The organism is Streptomyces sp. NPDC053750 (genome assembly GCF_044544295.1).
GTDB lineage: Bacteria > Actinomycetota > Actinomycetes > Streptomycetales > Streptomycetaceae > Streptomyces.
The window spans coordinates 172,092-190,141 of record NZ_JBITXB010000012.1 but is presented as its reverse complement, the minus strand read 5'-3'; the positions used below and the strand labels follow the sequence as shown (position 1 = coordinate 190,141).

Sequence of the window (18,050 nt, the reverse complement as noted above, 5' to 3'; positions counted from 1 at the left end):
GGGGCCTCACATGCGTTCGAAGGAGCGGCGCAGCTCCCAGTCCGTGACCGCGGCGTCGCAGGCGTCGAGTTCGACGCGCGCCATGTTGCGGTAGTGGGCGACGACCTCGTCCCCGAAGGCGGCCTTGGCGAGGGTGCTGTTCTCCCAGAGCTCGGCGGCCTCGCGCAGGGTGGTGGGGACGTGCGCGAAGTCGGCGGCGTAGGCGTTGCCGGGGCAGGGCTCGGGCAGCTCCAGGCGCTGCTCGACGCCGTGCAGACCGGCCGCCACCATGCCGGCCACCGCGAGATACGGGTTGACGTCGCCGCCGGGGAGCCGGTTCTCGAAGCGCAGGGAGCGTCCGTGGCCGACGACGCGCAGGGCGCAGGTGCGGTTGTCGTGGCCCCAGGCGACGGCGGTGGGGGCGAAGGAGCCGGGCTGGAACCGCTTGTAGGAGTTGATGTGCGGGGCGTACAGGAGGGAGAACTCGCGCAGGGCGACGAGCTGACCGGCGAGGAAGTGGCGCATGACCTTCGACATGCCGCCCTTGTGGCCGCTGGCCATGACGCTGCGGCCGTCGGCGTCCGCGAGCGAGAGGTGGATGTGGCAGGAGTTGCCCTCGCGCTCGTTGTACTTGGCCATGAAGGTGAGCGACATGCCCTCCTGGGCGGCGATCTCCTTGGCGCCGGTCTTGTAGACGGCGTGCTGGTCGCAGGTGACCAGGGCCTCGTCGTAGCGGAAGGCGATCTCGTGCTGGCCGGGGTTGCACTCGCCCTTGGCGGACTCGACGGTGAGGCCGGCGCCGGCCATCTCGTTGCGGATGCGGCGCAGCAGGGGTTCGACGCGGCCGGTGCCGAGGACCGAGTAGTCGACGTTGTACTGGTTGGCGGGGGTCAGGCCCTGGTAGTTGGCGTCCCAGGCCTGTTCGTAGGTGTCCCGGAAGACGATGAACTCCAGCTCCGTGCCGACCTGGGCGGTGTACCCGTGTCCGGCGAGGCGTTCGAGCTGGCGGCGCAGGATCTGCCGGGGTGCGGCGAGCACCGGGGAGCCGTCCTCCCAGGCGAGGTCGGCGAAGACCATCGCGGTGCCCTCGTGCCACGGCAGGCGGCGCAGGGTGGCCGGGTCGGTGTGCAGGGCGAAGTCGCCGTAGCCGCGGTCCCAGGAGGACATCGCGTAGCCGTCGACGGTGTTCATGTCGGCGTCGACGGCGAGGAGGTAGTTGCAGCCCTCGGTGCCGTGTCTCAGGACCTCGTCGAGGAAGAAGCGCGCGGCGAACCGCTTGCCCTGGAGGCGGCCCTGCATGTCGGGGAAGGCCAGGACGACGGTGTCGATCTCGCCGCCCGCGACGGCTGCGTGCAGTTCCTCGACACCGAGCGGGGGTGTGCGGTCTGCCACGGGGAGGGCTCCTTCTGGCCGGGGACCATAAGGTATTGCTGGGAACCATTGCTTGGGAAGGGGGCGCGGCCGCATGCCGGAGCACACCGCGGGGAATGCGCCGGACCGGCTCACGCCGGTGCTGCGGCCGGTGCGGGCGGGGAACGGCTTCGAGGAGGCGCTGGAGCAGATCCTCCAGGTCGTCAGGCTGGGCCTGGTGCCCGCCGGTGAGCGGCTGCCCTCGGAGCGGGAGCTGGCGGAGCGGCTGCGGATCAGCCGGGTGACGCTGCGCGAGGTGCTGCGGGTGCTCCAGGACCAGGGGCTGGTGGAGGCCCGGCGCGGCCGGTACGGGGGCACGTTCGTGCTGCCGCGCCCGGACGCCGGCGGGGAGGTCGAGCTGCGGCGCCGGATCGCCGGGGTGGACCTCGAGGACGTGCTGCGCTTCCGGGAGGTGCTGGAGGTGGGCGCGGCCGGGCTGTGCGCGGCGCACGGGCTGACGGACGGGCGGGCGGCGCGGCTGCGCACGGCGCTGGAGGGCACGCACGACGCGCCGCTGGCGGAGTACCGGCGGCTCGACACGATGCTGCACCTGGCGATCGCCGAGCTGTGCGGCTCGCCGACGCTGACCGCGCAGTACGCGCGCGTACGGGCGACGGTGAACGGCCTGCTGGACTGCATCCCCCTGCTGGTGCGCAACCTGGAGCACTCGCAGCGGCAGCACACCGCGCTCGTGGAGGCCGTGCTCGACGGGGACGCGGACGGGGCGCGGGAGATCATGCGGGAGCACTGCGCGGGGACGGCGGCGCTGCTGCGCGGGTTTCTGGCGTGAGCGGGTTGCCGGCATGGCGTGGTGCGGCAAAGGTATGGGGAAGCGCCATTACCGGCTACGACGGGAGGTCGGAGGTCGCATGACGGACAGGCCGCTGATCGGCGTCAGTACGTACCTGGAGTCCGGGGCGCGCTGGGGCGTGTGGGAGCTGGATGCGGCGTTGCTGCCGGCCGGGTATCCGCGGCTCGTGCAGCGGGCCGGCGGGCTGGCCGCGATGCTGCCGCCCGACGTGCCGGAGCACGCCGCGGCGACCGTCGCCCGCCTGGACGGGCTCGTGATCGCGGGCGGCCCCGACGTCGAGCCGGTCCGCTACGGCGCCGAGCCCGGACCGCGCACCGGCCCGCCGGCCCGGGCCAGGGACACCTGGGAGCTGGCGCTCATCGAGGCGGCCCTGGACGCACACCTCCCGCTGCTGGGCGTCTGCCGGGGCATGCAGCTGCTGAACGTCGCCCTGGGCGGCACCCTCGTCCAGCACATCGAGGGCCACGCCGAGGTGGTCGGCGTGTTCGGCGGCCACCCGGTCAAGCCGGTACCGGGGACGCTGTACGCCGGTGTCGTGCCCGAGGAGACGTTCGTGCCGACGTACCACCACCAGGCGGTGGACCGGCTGGGCACGGGCCTGGTCCCGTCGGCCCACGCGGCGGACGGCACGGTGGAGGCCCTGGAACTGCCGTCCGCCCCCGGCTGGGTCCTCGGCGTGCAGTGGCACCCGGAGATGGGCGAGGACGTACGGGTGATGCGAGCCCTGGTCGACGCATCGACACCGGACTGACCGGAACCTGACGCCCGGCCCGGCGCGCGGGGAGGCGACGCGGCGGGGTGAGCGGGGGCGCGTGCGGGCGGCTGCGGGCGGCTGCGGGCGGCTGCGGGCGGCTGCGGGCGGCTGCGGGCCGAGCCTCGGCGGGCGGCACGGGGCCGTCCAGCGACCACAGCCGCCGCGCCCGTCCGGGAGGGAAGCGACGCGGCGGGTGAGCAGGGACGCGTGTGCGGGTGCGCAGGCGGAGCGTCGGCCCGTGGGCCGGGGCTCCGGTCAGCGGCGACAGCCGCCACGCCCGGCCGACGGAAAGCGACGGGGCTGGTGAGCAGGGCGGGTACGTTCGGCAGCCGGGACGCGTATGACGACCGCCCCGCCCTCCGCCGACGGCCGGCGCCGCGACCGGGGCGGCCCCGACCGTGGAGGAGGCGGCGGCGACGCTGCTGCGGGCGAGAGCCGGTGCGCGCTGGGCGCGAGGTTCGAGAAACGGCGCCCTCGCACGGCAGCTCCGGTGGGCGACGCGACCAGCTCCCGGCGCGGGCGGCGCGATCAGCGTCCGGGCCCGGACGACGCCATCCGCCCCCGGCGCAGTCCGCACGAACAGCCCCGGGGGCGAACGACGAGGTCACCCGGCCCGGGCGGAGCCGCGGGCAGGGTCAGGCTCGGGTCAGGGAGAGGAGTTGGCGGGCCGGGCCCGTCGGGCGGTGGCCCGTTGGCCATACCGCCCGCAGGTCGCGGGCGAGGGCGACGTCGGCCACCGGGACGCTCACCAGGCGCCGGGTCGCCAGCTCCTCGCCGACGGCGAGTTCGCTGAGGACGGAGGGGCCGGCGCCGCCCACGGCCGCCGCCTTCACCGCCGTGGTCGAGGACAGTTCGATCAGGGGGCGGGCCAGTCCGCCCAGCGCCGCGTCGAGGACCTGCCGGGTTCCGGAGCCCTTCTCCCGCAGGATGAGCGGGGTCGCCGCCAGTTCTGCCGCGGCGAGCGGACGTCGGCGACGGGCCCACGGGTGCCCCGGTGCGGCCACGACGATCAGCCGGTCGTGGGCGATGACGGCCGAGTCGAGGCCCGACGGAACGCTGACCCCCTCCACGAACCCCAGGTCGGCCTCGCCGGACAGCAGACGCTCCGCCACCGCCGCGGAGTTCCCGGCGAGCAGCGACACCGCGGTGTCCGGCAGCTGGCCGCGGAGGGCGACCAGCCAGCCCGGCAGCAGATACTCGGCGATCGTCATGCTCGCCGCCACCCGCAGCCGCGAGTCCCGCCGGTCCCGCAGCGCCTGCGCACCCGCGTCGAACGCCTCGGCCGCCTCCACGATCCGGCGGGCCCAGTCCGTGACCAGTGCGCCGGCGTCGGTGAGCCGGGACCCCCGCGGTGAGCGGTCCACCAGGGCGACCCCCAGCTGGCGTTCCATCGAGCGGATGCGGCTGCTGGCGGCCGGCTGGGTGATGCCCAGCTCGCGGGCAGCCCCGCCGAGACTGCCGAGGCGCGCCACCGCCAGCAGCAACTCCATGGCGCCGAGATCCGGAACCCGGTGCGCCAGCGAACCCGCCACCTGCCGCCCCGGTGTGTCCTGACCGCCCTCCGTCCTGCCCGCACCGCCCGTACCACCCGCACTGCTGCTCATAACTCCAGCTTATGCCCTCATAGGAACATGATCCCTGGTCAGGGCCTTCGGCCACCGGGACCGTGGTCGCATGGTCACCGCAGCCCAGCCCCTGTCCCCCGCCGCCGCCCCGCCCCGTCGCGTCCCGGCCGTCCGTCATCTCGGGCCGAACTGGTACGCCTGCGTCATGGGCACCGCCATCGTCGGCACCGCGGGCGCGACGCTGCCGGGGCACGTGCCCGGGCTGCGCGCCGTCTGCACCACGGTCTGGGCGTTGTCCCTCGTCCTGCTCGCCGTCCTGCTCGTGGCCCGGTCCCTGCACTGGCGCCACCACCGCGACCAGGCCCGCGCCCATCTGCTCGACCCGGCGGCGGCCCCGTTCTACGGCTGTCTGTCGATGGCGCTGCTGGCCGTCGGCGGCGGCGCCGTGTCCCTCGGCCGGGACTGGATCGGCACACCGGCCGCGGTCGCCCTCGACGCCGTGCTGTTCACCGCCGGTACGGTCGTCGGACTCGCGGCGGCGGTCGCCGTGCCGTACCTGATGGCCGTACGCCACCGAATAGAGCCTGGGCAGGCGTCTCCCGTGTGGCTGCTTCCGCTGGTCGCGCCGATGGTGTCCGCGGCCGTCGGTCCGCTGCTGGTCCCCCATCTCCCGCCGGGGCAGCCCCGCGAGACGCTGCTGCTCGCCTGTGTCGCCCTGTTCGGGGTGAGTCTGCTCGCGACCCTGGTGACGCTGCCGGTGATCTTCGGCCGGCTGCTCACCGGCGGCCCGCTCCCGCTCGCGCTCACCCCGTCGCTGTTCCTGGTGCTCGGCCCGCTCGGGCAGTCGACGACCGCGGTGGGAAAGTTCGCGGACGTGGCCCCGGGGGTCGTACCGGGCCCCTACGCCGAGGGCTTCGGGGTGCTCGCCGTGCTGTACGGCGTGCCCGTGATGGGCTTCGCCCTGATGTGGCTGTGCCTCGCCGTCGCGCACGTCGTCCGGGCCCGGCGGGCGGGCATGGGCTTCTCGATGACGTGGTGGTCGTTCACCTTCCCGGTGGGCACCTGTGTCACCGGCGCCGAGGCGCTGGCCCGGCACACGGGCCTCGCCGCCTACGACGGACTCGGCGTCCTGCTGTACGCCGTCCTCGTCGTCGCCTGGGCGGTGGCCGCCGTGCACACCGCGCGCGGCGTGGTCAGCGGTGCGCTGCTCGCAGGGCCGCGCCCAGCACCCGGGGCGCCTCACCCAGCGACGGCCCGTACCACGTGAGGCAGCGCCCGTCGACGAGGGCGCAGGGCAGACCCGGGAAGCCCTCCGGCCCGTCGTCGGCGGTGAAGCGGTACGGCTCGTCCGGCAGGACCACGATGTCCGGGCGGGCCGCCCGCAGTTCCTCGACCGGGATCTTCGGATAGCGCTCGGCGTGCCCGGCGTACAGGTGGTCGACGCCGAGGCGGGCCAGTACGTCGCCCGCGAAGGTGTCCCGGCCCAGCACCATCCAGGGTCTGCGCCAGATCGGTACGACGGCCGTGCGGCGCGGCTCGGCGGACGGCAGGGCCGACCAGGCCGCCTCCGCCTCGTCCAGCCACCGGGGCCGGGACGCCGCGCCGCAGGCCGCCAGCACCCGGGCCAGCTCGGTGAAGGCCTGCGGCACGGTACGCACCTCGGTGACCAGCACCTCGACGCCCGCCGCGCGCAGGGCGTCCAGATCGGGGGCGCGGTTCTCCTCCTCGTTGGCGACCACCAGGTCGGGGGCGAGGGAGAGGACCCGCTCGACGGCGGGGTTCTTCGTGCCGCCGACGCGTACGACGTCGAGGCCGGCGGGGTGCGTGCACCAGTCGGTGGCGCCGACCAGGGCACCGGGGACCGTCACGGCCACGGCCTCGGTCAGCGACGGGACGAGCGAAACGACCCTCACCGGCGTGGCCGGTCACGGACCGCCTCGATGTGCTCGGCGACGGCGACCACGACGAGCCGGGTGTCGGGCACCGTGGCCCGCCAGCGGTGCCGCACCCCGCCGGTGAGGTACAGCGTGTCGCCACGCCCCAGCCGGTAGGCGCGGCCCTCGGCCTCGATCTCCACGGCTCCCTCGGCGACGTACATCAACTGGTCGTTGCGGTACTGCAGTTCCCGGCCCGCGTCGTGGTCGCCGGTGAACTCCGAGGCGTGCATCTGGTGGTGTCCGCGCACCAGGGAGCGCACCTGGGGGGCCAGCTCCGGGTCCGGGTCCTCGGCGCGGACCACGTCCACGCTGCACGCGGGGTCGGCGGCGGCCAGCAGCTCCACGGCGGTGGTGCGCAGGGCGTCGGCGACCTTCTCCAGGGAGGTCTGGCTGGGCCGCGCCCGGTCGTTCTCGATCTGGCTCAGGAAGGGCACGGACAGACCGCTGCGCTCGGACACTACGGCGAGGGTGAGCTCGAGGGCCCGGCGCCGCCGCCGTACGGCCGCGCCCACCCGAAGGTGCTGATCTTTGTGGTCGCCCATCGCTCCGGCTCCCTCCTTCACTCGTCGCCGTACCGCCGCGGCACCCGCCCCCGGGCGCCGTCCTCCTGATGAGTTCTCTGCACCCTACGCATGTTCGGCAAACCGTTTCATGCGGCCGTCACATCGACGTCACGGTGCGGTGGCCGGGACCTCACATTTCTCGCCAACGGACGGCCACCCCGTCCACCACGCCGGACACCTCACCGGTTCAAGGCGTGGACCGCACTCCATGTTCCCACCCGTCCGTCCCGCCCCGGTACCCGAGGCTCAGGCGGGGGCTTGGCGCTCCGTGGTTGTCCGGATCCTTACCGTGTCCCCACCGAGGACGACCCGAGGGGTGGGCCGGGCCGCGCCGTCAACGGGCGCGACCGGCCCACCCCTCGGGGAACCGACCGTACTGCTCGTACTACTGCGGGGTCATCCGTTCGACCATGTCCGGGTGCTCCTCCAGCCAGGCCGCGACGGCTTCCTCCTCGTGGCCCTGACCGCGGTTCTTGATCTCGGCCTCCAGGGTGCCGAGCTCGTCCTCGCTCATGTGGAAGCCCTTGATCCACTTGGTGAGCTGCGGATACTGCTCGGGGAACTTCTTGCTGGAGATGGTGCGGATCGTGTTGCCCTCACCGAAGGCCTTCTTCGGGTCCTTCAACTTGGTCAGCTCGTACTCGCTGTACGCCCAGTGCGGCGACCAGAGCGTGACCGCGACCGGCTCCTTCTTGGCCAGGGCGCGCTTGAGCTCGGCCAGCATCGCCGGCGTGGAGCCGTCGACGACCTCGTACTCGTCCTCCAGGCCGTAGCCCGGCATGACCTCGTTCTTGAGCAACTGCATCTCACCGGTGCCGGGCTCGATGCCGATGATCCTGCCGTCGAAGAGGTCGGCCTTGCCCTTGAGGTCCGCGAGGGACTTGACGTCCTTCACGTACGAGGGGACGGCGATCTCCAGTGAGGTCGGCTCGTACCAGGTGCCCAGGTCGGTGAGGTTGTCCTTGTTCTTCTCCCAGTAGTTCTTCTGGGCGTGGGGCAGCCAGGCGTCGAAGTTGAGGTCGAGGTCGCCGGAGGCCAGGCCGGTGTAGACCGGGCCGACGTCCATCTGCTTCAGGTTCAGCTTGTAGCCGCGCCGCTCGAGGACGTTCTTCCACAGGTAGGTGACGGCGATGTCCTCGTCCCAGGGGAACCAGGCCACGTCCACGGGCCGCTTGGCCTCGGCGGGGGTGTCACCGGAGCCGCCCTCGACCGGGGCCAGCTTGTCGACGACGCCCGGGTTGTCGTTCAGCCAGGCACGGACGGCGTCCTGCTGCTTGCCCTTGCCGGCCTTGTTGATCTCGGCCTCGAGGCTGGTGAGCTGCTTCTCGGTGAGCTCGAAGTCCTTCAGCCACCGGGCGACGGCGGGGTCGTCGCCGGCGAAGCCCTTGCGGGACAGCGTGTGCACGCCGTCGCCCTCGCCCCAGGCGCCCTTGGGGTCCTCGAGCTTCTTCAGGTCGAGGTCGTTGTACGCCCAGTGCGGGGACCAAAGCGTGACGACGATCGGTTCCTTCTTGCTCATGGCCCGCTTCAGCTCGGCCAGCATCGCCGGGGTGGAGCTGTCGACGACCTTGTACTCCTTGTCGAGGCCGTACTCCCCCAGCACCTTGCTCTTCAGCAGGGCCATCTCACCGGCGCTGGCCTCGATGCCGGTGATCTTGCCACCGAAGAGGTCGGCCTTGCCCTTGAGGTCCGCCAGCGAGTTGACGTCCTTCATGTACGCGGGGACGGTCAGCTCCAGCGACGTCTCGTCGTACCAGGAGCCGAGGTCGTCGAGCCGGTCGCCGTACTTCTGCCAGTACTGCTCGTGGGTGGTCGGCAGCCAGGAGTTGGTGACGATGTCGATGTCGCCCTGCGCGAGGGAGGTGTAGAGCGGCCCGGCGTCGAACTGCTTGGCCTCCACCTCGTAGCCGCGCTGTTCGAGGATCTCCTTCCACAGGAAGGTGGAGGCGACGCCCTCGTCCCACGGGACGTAGCCGAGGGTGACCTGCTTGCCCTGGCCGACGTTCTTGCCGTCGGCGACGTTCTTGGCGTCGCCGGAGCCGCCGAACATGCCCATGCCGCCGGCCACCAGCGCCAGGATCACGACGCCGACCATGGCGACCTGCGGGCGCGGCCGGTAGGACCAGATCTTCAGGCCGCCCATGCTGCGGGCCTTGGCGGCGGCGCGCCGACCGAGCGGCGAGACCTGGGTGCCCAGGGCGCTGGTCATGCGGTCCAGGTAGATCGCGAGGATCACGATGGCCACGCCGGACTCGGAGCCGAGGCCGACGTTGAGCTGGCCGATGGCCTCGTTGACGTCGCCGCCGAGGCCGCCGGTGCCGACCATGCCGGCGATCGCGGCCATGGACAGGCCGAGCATGATGACCTGGTTGACGCCCGCCATCACCGTGGGCAGCGCCAGCGGGAGCTGGACGCGCAGCAGGGTGTTGCGGGGGGTGGTGCCGAAGGCCTCGGCGGCCTCGACGAGCTCCTTGTCGACCTGGCGGATGCCCAGCTCGGTCATGCGCACGCCCGGGGCGAGCGCGAAGATCAGGGTGGCGACGATGCCCGCGGAGGCGCCGGTGCCGAAGAACAGGATCGCCGGGATGAGGTAGATCATCGCGGGCAGCGTCTGCATGAAGTCCAGCACGGGCCGGACGATGCCGCTGACCCGGTCGGAGCGGGCCGCCCAGATGCCCACGGGCACCGCGACGACCAGCGCGATGATGGTCGCGACGAGCACCAGCGCCAGGGTGATCATCGCGTTCTCCCACAGCTCCATGGAGACGATGAACGCGAATCCGAGGAAGGTGAGAACACCGGCGAGCGTGCCGCGCAGCCAGAAGGCGATGACCGCGAAGATGCCGACGAGGAGCAGCGGTTCGGGCGCCTGGAGGACGGCGTTGATGCCGTCGTAGGTGCCGGTGAAGACGGTCTTCAGGAAGTCGAAGAGCCACGCGACGTGTTCGAGCAGCCAGTCGACGGCGTTGTTGACCCAGTCGCCGAGCGGAATCCTAGGCACGGGCCATCACCTTCTCGGGGCCCTTGTCGCGCGGGGAGTCGCAGGTGCCGGCGTCGGCCTGCTCGTCGCCCAGGAAGCCGATGAGACGGCGCGAGGGCACCACGCCCACGAGGCCGCCCTCGCCGTCGACGACCGCCACGGCGTGCGGCACGCGGGCGCTGATCGCGCACAGCTCGGTGAACGGGGTCTCGGGCGTCGCCGTCTCGCAGGCGCAGTCGGCCTCGTCGCCGCGCAGTTCGGTCTCCATGACGGCTCCGGCGGTGAGCACACGGGAGCGGTCGACGTCCTGGGTGAAGGAGGCGACGTAGTCGTTGGCGGGACGTATGAGGATGTCCTGCGCCGTGCCTATCTGCACGATCTCGCCGTCGCGCATGACGGCGATGCGGTCGCCCAGGCGCATGGCCTCGTTGAGGTCGTGGGTGATGAAGACGATGGTCTTCTTCAGGGTCTTCTGCAGCTCGATCAGCTGGTCCTGCATGTCGCGGCGGATCAGCGGGTCCAGCGCGCTGAAGGACTCGTCCATGAGCAGCAGGTCGGCGTCGGTGGCCAGCGCGCGGGCCAGGCCCACACGCTGCTGCATGCCGCCGGACAGCTCGTCGGGCCAGGACTTCTCCCAGCCGGCCAGGCCGCACAGGGCGAGCGCCTCGTCGGCGCGGCGTTCGCGCTCGGCGCGGGGCACGCCCTGCACTTCAAGACCGTAGGCAGCGTTGTCACGGACGCTGCGGTGCGGGAAGAGCGCGAAGTGCTGGAAGACCATGCTGATCTTCTTGGAGCGGACCTCGCGCAGCTGGCGCTCACTGATCTCGGTGAGGTCCTCGCCGCCGAAGCGGACGTGCCCGGCGGTCGGCTCCAGCAGACCGTTGAGCATGCGCAGCAGCGTGGACTTGCCGGACCCGGACAGCCCCATGACCACGAAGATCTCGCCGGGCTCCACGGCGAAGGACGCGTCGATGACGGCGGCCGTGATGCCGTCGGCGCGCAGTTCCTCCCGGTTGGCTCCCTTGCGCAGTCGTTCGACCGCCTGGTCCGGTTTTCTACCGAAGACCTTGTACAGGTTCTCGGCCTCTAGCCTGGCTGACACGCTTACCTCTTGGATCGGGAACAGGGACCGGGAAACGAAGCCTTGCTAACAGTTGAATGCATCAACCAGCTTCGACCCGGGTGCGCGCCTGCCCTGATCTTTATGCGTCAAACATTTAAGTGATCCAGTTCACACACCCTCCCTCACCCGACCACATGACCTGCGGCATGATGCGAGGCGTGACCGGACGACTGATGCTTCTCGACACCGCCTCCCTCTACTTCCGCGCCTACTTCGGCGTACCGGACTCCGTGAAGGCGCCCGACGGCACCCCGGTGAACGCCGTGCGCGGACTCCTCGACTTCATCGACCGCCTGTTGAAGGACCACCGGCCCGACCACCTGGTCGCCTGCATGGACGCCGACTGGCGCCCGCACTGGCGGGTGGAGCTGATCCCCTCCTACAAGGCGCACCGCGTCGCCGAGGAGCGCCCCGCGGGCCCCGACGAGGAGGAGATCCCCGACACGCTCTCGCCGCAGGTGCCGGTCATCGAGGCCGTCCTGGACGCGCTCGGCATCGCCCGCGTCGGCGTGGCCGGCTACGAGGCGGACGACGTCATCGGCACCTACACCGCGCGCGCGGCCGGCCCGGTCGACATCGTCACCGGCGACCGGGACCTGTACCAGCTCGTCGACGACAGCCGTGGCGTGCGCGTGCTCTACCCGGTCAAGGGCGTCGGCACGCTGCACCTCACCGACGAGGCCGCGCTGCGCGAGAAGTACGGCGTCGACGGCCGCGGGTACGCCGATCTGGCGCTGCTGCGGGGCGACCCGAGCGACGGACTGCCGGGCGTGGCGGGCATCGGCGAGAAGACGGCCGCCAAGCTCCTCGCGGAGTTCGGCGACCTGGCCGGGATCCAGGCCGCCGTCGACGACCCGAAGGCGAAGCTCACGCCCTCGCAGCGCAAGCGGCTGACCGAGGCCCGGCCCTACCTCGCGGTCGCCCCGAAGGTCGTCCGGGTCGCCGACGACGTCCCACTGCCGGACGTCGACACCGCGCTGCCGCACGCCCCGCGCGACGCCGCGACGCTGGACGGACTGGCGGCCCGCTACGGCCTGGGCGGATCACTGCAGCGGCTGCTGACGACGCTCACCGCCCGCACCGGCACCGCCTGAGCCGGCCCGAGCCGCGCCGTCCGGGCAAGCAATGCCTGCGCGGCGCGGCGCATCGGAGCCCCGGCGAGGGGAAGCCGTACTGACGCGACAAGTGGGGCGGGGATGCTAACTTAGGTAAACCTAAGTCAGTGGACCTGGGTCATGGAACCCGCACGCAGGGAGCAGGGAGGCCGTCATGGCAGACCGTCCGGGACGCAAGCCGCGCAAGCCGCACACCGCGCAGGTCGTCCGCACCGAGCGGCTCACCCCGCACATGCAGCGCGTGGTCCTCGGCGGTGAGGAACTCTCCGCGTTCTCGGCGGACACCTGCACCGACCACTACGTGAAGCTGCTCTTCCCCGCCGGAGGCGCGACCTATCCGGAGCCCTTCGACATGGAGCGGATCCGCGAGGAGTTCCCCCGCGAGCAGTGGCCGGTGACCCGGACGTACACGGTGCGCCAGTGGGACGCCGAGCACCGCGAGCTGACGCTGGACTTCGTGATCCACGGTGACGAGGGACTGGCCGGCCCCTGGGCGCAGCGCGTCCAGCCGGGCGAGACCGTCCGCTTCATGGGCCCCGGTGGCGCCTACGCCCCCGATCCCACCGCCGACTGGCACCTGCTCGCCGGTGACGAAAGCGCACTGCCCGCGATCGCCCGTTCCCTGGAGGCGCTGCCCGCCGGCGCCCGCGCGTTCGCCTTCGTCGAGGTCGCCGGGCCCCAGGAGGAGCAGAAGATCGACTCCGACGTCGAGGTCGTCTGGCTGCACCGCGGTGACCGGCCGGCCGGTGAGGCCCTGGTCGAGGCCGTGCGCGCCCTGGACTTCCCCGAGGGCCGGGTGCACGCGTTCGTGCACGGCGAGGCGGCCTGTGTGAAGGAGCTGCGGGCGCTCCTGCGGGTGGAGCGCTCGATCCCCCGCGAGGACCTCTCGATCTCCGGCTACTGGCGCCTCGGCCACAACGAGGACGGCTGGCAGGCGTCGAAGCGGGAGTGGAACGCGCGCATCGAGGCGGAGCAGGAGGACGCGCCGGCCGCCTAGGGCTCGGCTTCGCTCGCGCGGGAGTGGCCCCCATATGTTGCCGCCCTCCTCCGCCTTGCAGCTGGACGCACCAGACCCCGCTCACCTGCGACGATGACATACCGCCGCTTGCCTGCGGCCTGATCCGCCGGACGGGCCCCGGCGGGCGCCGGCCGCCTGGACACCCGGAGGGTGACCGCGCACCTCGCCTCAGTCGCCGCGTACGCGCGCGTGGAGGTGCATGTCGTGCCAACCGTCGGGGTGCAGGGCCGCGCTGCGCTTCGTGCCCTCCAGGGCGAAGCCGGTCTTCTGGGCGACCCGGCAGGAGGCCGGGTTGGCGACGGAGTGGTGGAGTTCCAGTCGCTGGAAGCCGGTCTCGTCGAGGGCCCAGTGGGCGAGTGCGGTCGTGGCGCGGGCGGCGACGCCCCGGCCGCGCGCTGCCGCCGTGGTCCAGTACGCCACCTCGGCCACTCCGTCGCCGAGCAGGATCTCCCGCAGCGCGACCCGGCCGAGCAGCCGGTCGTCGGCCGCGTCGGCGACGGCCCACTGCACGCTCCGCTCCTGTTCCCAGGCCTGCTGCCAGTCGGCGATCCAGCCGCGCACCTCCTCCTCGGAGTCGGCGGCGCGCACGTGCCACTGGTGCATCACCGGGTCCTGGAAGGCCGCATGGACGGCCGGGGCGTCCTCGGCCCGCCAGGGGCGCAGCAGCAGCCCGTCGCCGGTGGCGATCGTGGGCTGCGGGGCGCGGGAGAGGGTGCCCGCGGGAAGTACGGGGCGCGTCAGATAGGGCATGCCCCCGCATCCTGCCAACGCGCAGGCCGACGGCCCAGCGGTTTTCCGCCGGCGTCCCCCGCCCGGTCCGCTGGCTACGCTGGCGGGTGATGAGACGCCGTACCCCTCCCCCGCCCTCACCCCTCCCGCAGCGCGACGGCATCGACGCGGTGCGGGTACGGCTGCCCGTGGCCGGACCGTGGTCCACGGTGCGGGAACACCTGGTGGAGCGGCTGTCCGGCGCGGGCGCCGGCGTGGTCGACGGCATGTTCGACGCCGGGCTGGTCGTCGGGGCGGACGGACGGGCCGTACCGGGGGACGCGCCGTACGAGCCCGGCATGTTCGTGTGGTTCCACCGCGAGCTGCCCGCCGAGGTCCCGGTGCCCTTCCCGCTGGAGATCGTGTACCGCGACGAGCACATCGTCGTCGCCGACAAGCCGCACTTCCTGGCCACCACCCCGCGCGGCGGCCATGTCACCGAGACCGCGCTCGCCCGGCTCCGCCGGGAGCTGGGCATCCCGGCGCTCGGCGCCGCGCACCGACTGGACCGGCTCACCGCCGGACTGGTCCTGTTCACGGTGCGCCCCGAGGAGCGCGGCGCGTACCAGACGCTGTTCGGCGACCGACGGGTACGCAAGGAGTACGAGGCCGTCGCCCCGTACGATCCCGCGCTCGCCCTGCCCCGGACCGTGAGCAGCCGGATCCTGAAGGAACGCGGGGTGCTGGCCGCCCGGGAGGTGGCGGGCGAGCCCAACGCCGTGAGCCGCGTCGAGCTGATCACCCACCGCCCCGGCCCGGGGCCCGGACCGGGGCTGGGACGCTACCGGCTGGTGCCGCGCACCGGCCAGACCCACCAGCTGCGCGTCCACATGAACTCGCTCGGCGTGCCGATCCTCGGCGACCCCCTCTACCCCGAGGTGGCCGCCGCGGTGCCGCCCGGTGACTTCCGGCGCCCGCTGCAACTGCTGGCACGGGAACTGGGGTTCACCGATCCGGTCACGGGGCGCGAGCACCGGTTCCGCAGCACACGGTCCCTCGACGCCTGGTCGGCGTACGAGGACTGGGCCGGCTCCCGGGTGCGGTGACTAGTAGCCGCGCCACCAGAGCAGGAACCGCTGCCAGACACCGCTAGGACGCGGCCGGTCCGGTCCCGGCACGTGTTGGGGCCGCGCGGCCGTCGGCGACACGGTCTCCGGCGCGACCGACGGGACCGACGGGGCGGGCGCGACCGACGGGGCGGGCGGAGTCCGCGGGGCGGTCCGCGGCATGCCGACGTGCCAGTCGGCGCGCAGCGGCTCGGCCGGCGCGTGGCGCGGCTGCTGGGTCACCTCCTGCTGCGCCTTGGGTTCGAACCGCACCGGCAGCTCCACCAGGTGCCGCGACGCGATCGACGAACGCCACCGCAGTTCGTCCTCGTCGCAGTCGAGCCGGACGTCCGGCAGCCGCATCAGCAGCGCGTCGATGCCGGCGTCGGCGATGGCACGCCCGATGTCCTGGCCGGGACACTCGTGCGGGCCGCCGCCGAAGGCGAGGTGGGCACGGTTGCCCTGCATACTGGCGGCCAGGTCGGGGCGGATGCGCGGGTCGACGTTGCCCGGTGCGATGCCGAGCAGCAGCCCGTCGCCGGCGCGGATGCGCTGACCGCCCAGTTCCGTCTCCTGTTTGGCGAAGTAGGCGAAGACGGTGCTGAACGGCGGCTCGTCCCACAGGGACTGCTCGACCGCCTCGGGCACCGTCATCTGGCCGCCGCTGAGCTGCGCCCGGAATCCGGGGTCGGTGAGCACCACGCGCAGCACGTTGCCGATGAGGTTGACGGTCGCCTCGTAGGCGGCCAGGAGGACCACCCGCAGGTGCTCCCTGACCTCGTCGTCGGTGAGGCCGGCGGGGTGGGTGACGAGGCGGCCCGCGATGTCGTCCTCGGGGTTGGCCCGGCGGGCGGCGGTGAGCCGTCCCAGGGCCTCCATGACGAAGGCGTGACTGGCGATCGCCGTCTCGGTGCCCTTGAGCGTGTCGCGGGCGGCCTCCACCATCCGGTCGCTGTACTCGTCCGGCATGCCGAGGAGGTGGCACATCACGCCCATGGGCAGGTGCTCGGCGAACTGGCCGACGAGGTCGGCGCGTCCCTCCTCGCAGAACCGGTTGACGATGCGCTGGGTGTACCGCTTGATGTGCCGGCGCAGCTCCCGGAAGTCGATGTCGGACATGGCGGCGGTGACCGCGCCGCGCAGCCGCTTGTGTTCGTCGCCCTCGGCGTGGGAGCAGATGGGCTGCCAGGCGATGTGCGGCATGAGCGGGTGGTCGGGCTTGACCATGCCCTCGGTGAGCGGGGTCCAGGTGCGGCTGTCGCGGCAGAACTGGGCGGGCGTGCTCACCATGTGCAGGTTCTCGGCGTGCCCGAGGACCACCCAGATCGGTACGTCGTCGTGGAGCAGCGCCGGCGCCACCGGTCCGTGCTGCGCGCGCAGCTTCTCGTAGAGCTCGTCCAGGTCCTCCGCCTCGTGCAGCCGGTGCAGTCCACCGGGTCCGAGGCCGTGCGCGGGGCAGCCGGGCGGTGGATCGAGCAGGGGGTCGCCCGTTCCGGTCAGGGAGTGGCGTTCAGGCGTCACAGTGTCGCTCCGCAACAGAAGTGTGGGTCAGGGGTGTGGGGTCGGGGGCGGCCGCGCCGGGTCAGGTGAGCGCGCCCTTCATGGCGAGGGAGTGCAGGAAGCGCATCAGCGTCATCAGGACGTCCCGGCTGGAGGCCCGGCGCCGGACGTCGCAGTCGAGGATGGGGATCTCCTCGGGCAGGTCGAGTGCCGTCCGCAGCTCCGCGACGGGGTATCGGGGGGCGTCGGGGAAGGAGTTGACGGCGACCACGAACGGCACGCCGCGTTCCTCCAGCCGCCCCATGACGTCGAAGCTGACCTCCAGACGGCGGGTGTCGACGAGGACCACCGCACCGAGCGCGCCCTCGAACAGGCCGTTCCACAGGAACCAGAAGCGCTCCTGGCCGGGCGTGCCGAACAGGTACAGCACCAGCTGGTCGGTGATGCTGATGCGGCCGAAGTCCATGGCGACCGTGGTGGCCGTCTTGGACGCGGAACCGTAGTTGTCGTCGACGCCGATGCCGGCCTGGGTCATCGTCTCCTCGGTGGTCAGCGGCCTGATCTCGCTGACCGAGCCGACCATAGTGGTCTTGCCGACCCCGAAGCCGCCCACGATGACGATCTTCACGGCGGCCTCTGCCGTCTGCGGCAGCCGGTCCTCGGTCCGTGGGCCCGGGATCGTGTCAGAGTTTTTGAAGTCCATGCATCACCGCTTCGAGGAGGGTTCGGTCGGCGACCTTCTGGCGGACGATCGGGGCGCGGGCCTGCACCAGTTCGGTCGCCAGGAGGTCGGTGAGCAGCACGGTCACCACGCTGAACGGCAGGCTCAGATAGGCCGACAGTTCGGCCACGGACAGGGGTGCGGCGCACAGCCGCAGCAGGGCCGCCTGTTCCGGGGTGGCGGACACGGGCGGGTCGGCGCGGGCCACGATCAGCGTGACCAGGTCGAGGTCGGCGCGCTCGCCTCCTCCGTCCCCGCCGATGACGAACAGCCGCTCGGGGTTGCTGATCTCGCCTTCCTTGGGGGCCGGACCGGCGGAGTCGGCCGCGGCGGGCGGTTCCTGACCGGGAGTTCGCCTCTGGCGCTGCGGAGGAGTCATACGGTCTGCCCGTTGCGCCGCGCGGGACTGGTCAGATGGGGGCCGATCCGGGCGACCAGGTCGGCCATGCTGAGTCCCATCCGGCCAGGCTCGCACCGCACGTCGGAGAGCACGGCGAGGTAGGCGTTGGGACCGGCGGCCATCAGGTAGAAGTAGCCGCCGTTCATCTCGATGAGGACCATCTTCATGTCGCCGTCGCTGGTGGGGATTTCCTGGGAGACGGCTCCGGCCAGGCTCTGCAGGCCCGCGCAGGCGGCGGCGACCCGGTCGGCGGCGTCCGGGTCACCGGAGTAGCGGGCGATGCGCAGGCCGTCGGCGGAGAGCACCACGATCATCTCGATGCCCGGGACGCCGTCGTAGAGATCCTGGAGCATCCAGTCG

Annotated in this window: 17 protein-coding genes; 6 read left to right on the top strand and 11 right to left on the bottom strand. The window is 72.5% G+C overall.

Annotation, left to right across the window (positions count from 1 at the left end):
- Positions 1-6: 6 nt before the first annotated feature.
- A complete protein-coding gene (gene glnA4 / locus ACIGO6_RS29780) occupies positions 7-1,371 on the bottom strand; it encodes a gamma-glutamylethanolamide synthetase GlnA4 (RefSeq protein WP_399881704.1) in 1,365 nt (454 codons plus the stop codon).
- Positions 1,372-1,444: 73 nt separating this feature from the next.
- Between glnA4 and ACIGO6_RS29775 the strand changes: the two genes are divergently transcribed.
- The gene (locus ACIGO6_RS29775) at positions 1,445-2,179 is read left to right on the top strand and encodes a FadR/GntR family transcriptional regulator (RefSeq protein WP_399881702.1); all 735 of its coding nucleotides are present in this window, start codon (positions 1,445-1,447) and stop codon (positions 2,177-2,179) included.
- Between the two features lie 79 nt (positions 2,180-2,258).
- Positions 2,259-2,951 carry a gamma-glutamyl-gamma-aminobutyrate hydrolase family protein gene (locus ACIGO6_RS29770; RefSeq protein ID WP_399881700.1) on the top strand — a complete coding sequence of 231 codons (693 nt, stop codon included), beginning with the start codon at positions 2,259-2,261 and terminating at the stop codon, positions 2,949-2,951.
- A 638-nt stretch (positions 2,952-3,589) separates the two neighbouring features.
- Here ACIGO6_RS29770 and ACIGO6_RS29765 read toward each other — a convergent pair.
- Positions 3,590-4,558, bottom strand: a complete 969-nt coding sequence (locus tag ACIGO6_RS29765) for a LysR family transcriptional regulator (RefSeq protein WP_399881698.1) — start codon at positions 4,556-4,558, stop codon at positions 3,590-3,592.
- A gap of 70 nt (positions 4,559-4,628) precedes the next feature.
- On the opposite strand from ACIGO6_RS29765, the gene ACIGO6_RS29760 reads away from it, so the two are divergent.
- Entirely contained in the window at positions 4,629-5,786 is a 1,158-nt protein-coding gene (locus ACIGO6_RS29760) for a TDT family transporter (RefSeq protein WP_399881696.1), read from the top strand.
- Here ACIGO6_RS29760 and ACIGO6_RS29755 read toward each other — a convergent pair.
- The 4 genes from ACIGO6_RS29755 to ACIGO6_RS29740 form a co-directional block, all read right to left on the bottom strand.
- Complete coding sequence (locus tag ACIGO6_RS29755; RefSeq protein ID WP_399881694.1) at positions 5,713-6,432, bottom strand: helical backbone metal receptor; 720 nt, start codon at positions 6,430-6,432, stop codon at positions 5,713-5,715. The two genes, ACIGO6_RS29760 and ACIGO6_RS29755, sit on opposite strands and share 74 nt — an antisense overlap.
- Positions 6,429-6,998: a helix-turn-helix domain-containing protein gene (locus ACIGO6_RS29750; protein WP_399881692.1), complete on the bottom strand. Its 570-nt coding sequence runs from the start codon at positions 6,996-6,998 to the stop codon at positions 6,429-6,431. The genes ACIGO6_RS29755 and ACIGO6_RS29750 overlap by 4 nt, the downstream gene beginning before the upstream one ends.
- Before the next feature lie 406 nt (positions 6,999-7,404).
- On the bottom strand, positions 7,405-10,020 hold the full coding sequence (locus tag ACIGO6_RS29745) for an ABC transporter permease/substrate binding protein (protein WP_399881690.1): 2,616 nt from the start codon (positions 10,018-10,020) through the stop codon (positions 7,405-7,407).
- Positions 10,013-11,101, bottom strand: a complete 1,089-nt coding sequence (locus ACIGO6_RS29740; protein ID WP_399881688.1) for a glycine betaine/L-proline ABC transporter ATP-binding protein — start codon at positions 11,099-11,101, stop codon at positions 10,013-10,015. The genes ACIGO6_RS29745 and ACIGO6_RS29740 overlap by 8 nt, the downstream gene beginning before the upstream one ends.
- Positions 11,102-11,295: 194 nt before the next feature.
- Between ACIGO6_RS29740 and ACIGO6_RS29735 the strand changes: the two genes are divergently transcribed.
- Both ACIGO6_RS29735 and ACIGO6_RS29730 read left to right on the top strand, forming a co-directional pair.
- Positions 11,296-12,216, top strand: coding sequence for a 5'-3' exonuclease H3TH domain-containing protein (locus ACIGO6_RS29735; RefSeq protein WP_399881879.1), 921 nt, complete (start codon positions 11,296-11,298; stop codon positions 12,214-12,216).
- 175 nt (positions 12,217-12,391) lie between these two features.
- Complete coding sequence (locus ACIGO6_RS29730; protein ID WP_399881686.1) at positions 12,392-13,234, top strand: siderophore-interacting protein; 843 nt, start codon at positions 12,392-12,394, stop codon at positions 13,232-13,234.
- Between the two features lie 189 nt (positions 13,235-13,423).
- Here the strand turns inward: ACIGO6_RS29730 and ACIGO6_RS29725 are convergent, their stop codons facing one another.
- Positions 13,424-14,005 (bottom strand): GNAT family N-acetyltransferase, encoded by a 582-nt coding sequence (locus ACIGO6_RS29725; RefSeq protein WP_399881684.1) that lies wholly within the window; start codon positions 14,003-14,005, stop codon positions 13,424-13,426.
- Positions 14,006-14,094: 89 nt separating this feature from the next.
- Between ACIGO6_RS29725 and ACIGO6_RS29720 the strand changes: the two genes are divergently transcribed.
- Positions 14,095-15,069: an RluA family pseudouridine synthase gene (locus ACIGO6_RS29720; protein WP_399881682.1), complete on the top strand. Its 975-nt coding sequence runs from the start codon at positions 14,095-14,097 to the stop codon at positions 15,067-15,069.
- Here the strand turns inward: ACIGO6_RS29720 and ACIGO6_RS29715 are convergent, their stop codons facing one another.
- The 4 genes from ACIGO6_RS29715 to ACIGO6_RS29700 all read right to left on the bottom strand — a co-directional run bounded on the left by ACIGO6_RS29715 (position 15,070) and on the right by ACIGO6_RS29700 (position 18,043).
- Entirely contained in the window at positions 15,070-16,590 is a 1,521-nt protein-coding gene (locus ACIGO6_RS29715; RefSeq protein WP_399881680.1) for a cytochrome P450, read from the bottom strand. It abuts the gene before it with no gap.
- Between the two features lie 61 nt (positions 16,591-16,651).
- Positions 16,652-17,272 carry a GTP-binding protein gene (locus ACIGO6_RS29710; protein ID WP_399881678.1) on the bottom strand — a complete coding sequence of 207 codons (621 nt, stop codon included), beginning with the start codon at positions 17,270-17,272 and terminating at the stop codon, positions 16,652-16,654.
- Positions 17,253-17,669 carry a DUF742 domain-containing protein gene (locus ACIGO6_RS29705; protein WP_399881676.1) on the bottom strand — a complete coding sequence of 139 codons (417 nt, stop codon included), beginning with the start codon at positions 17,667-17,669 and terminating at the stop codon, positions 17,253-17,255. The genes ACIGO6_RS29710 and ACIGO6_RS29705 overlap by 20 nt, the downstream gene beginning before the upstream one ends.
- Positions 17,666-18,043: a roadblock/LC7 domain-containing protein gene (locus tag ACIGO6_RS29700; protein WP_399881877.1), complete on the bottom strand. Its 378-nt coding sequence runs from the start codon at positions 18,041-18,043 to the stop codon at positions 17,666-17,668. Before ACIGO6_RS29700 ends, ACIGO6_RS29705 begins: the two co-directional genes overlap by 4 nt.
- Positions 18,044-18,050 lie beyond the last annotated feature (7 nt).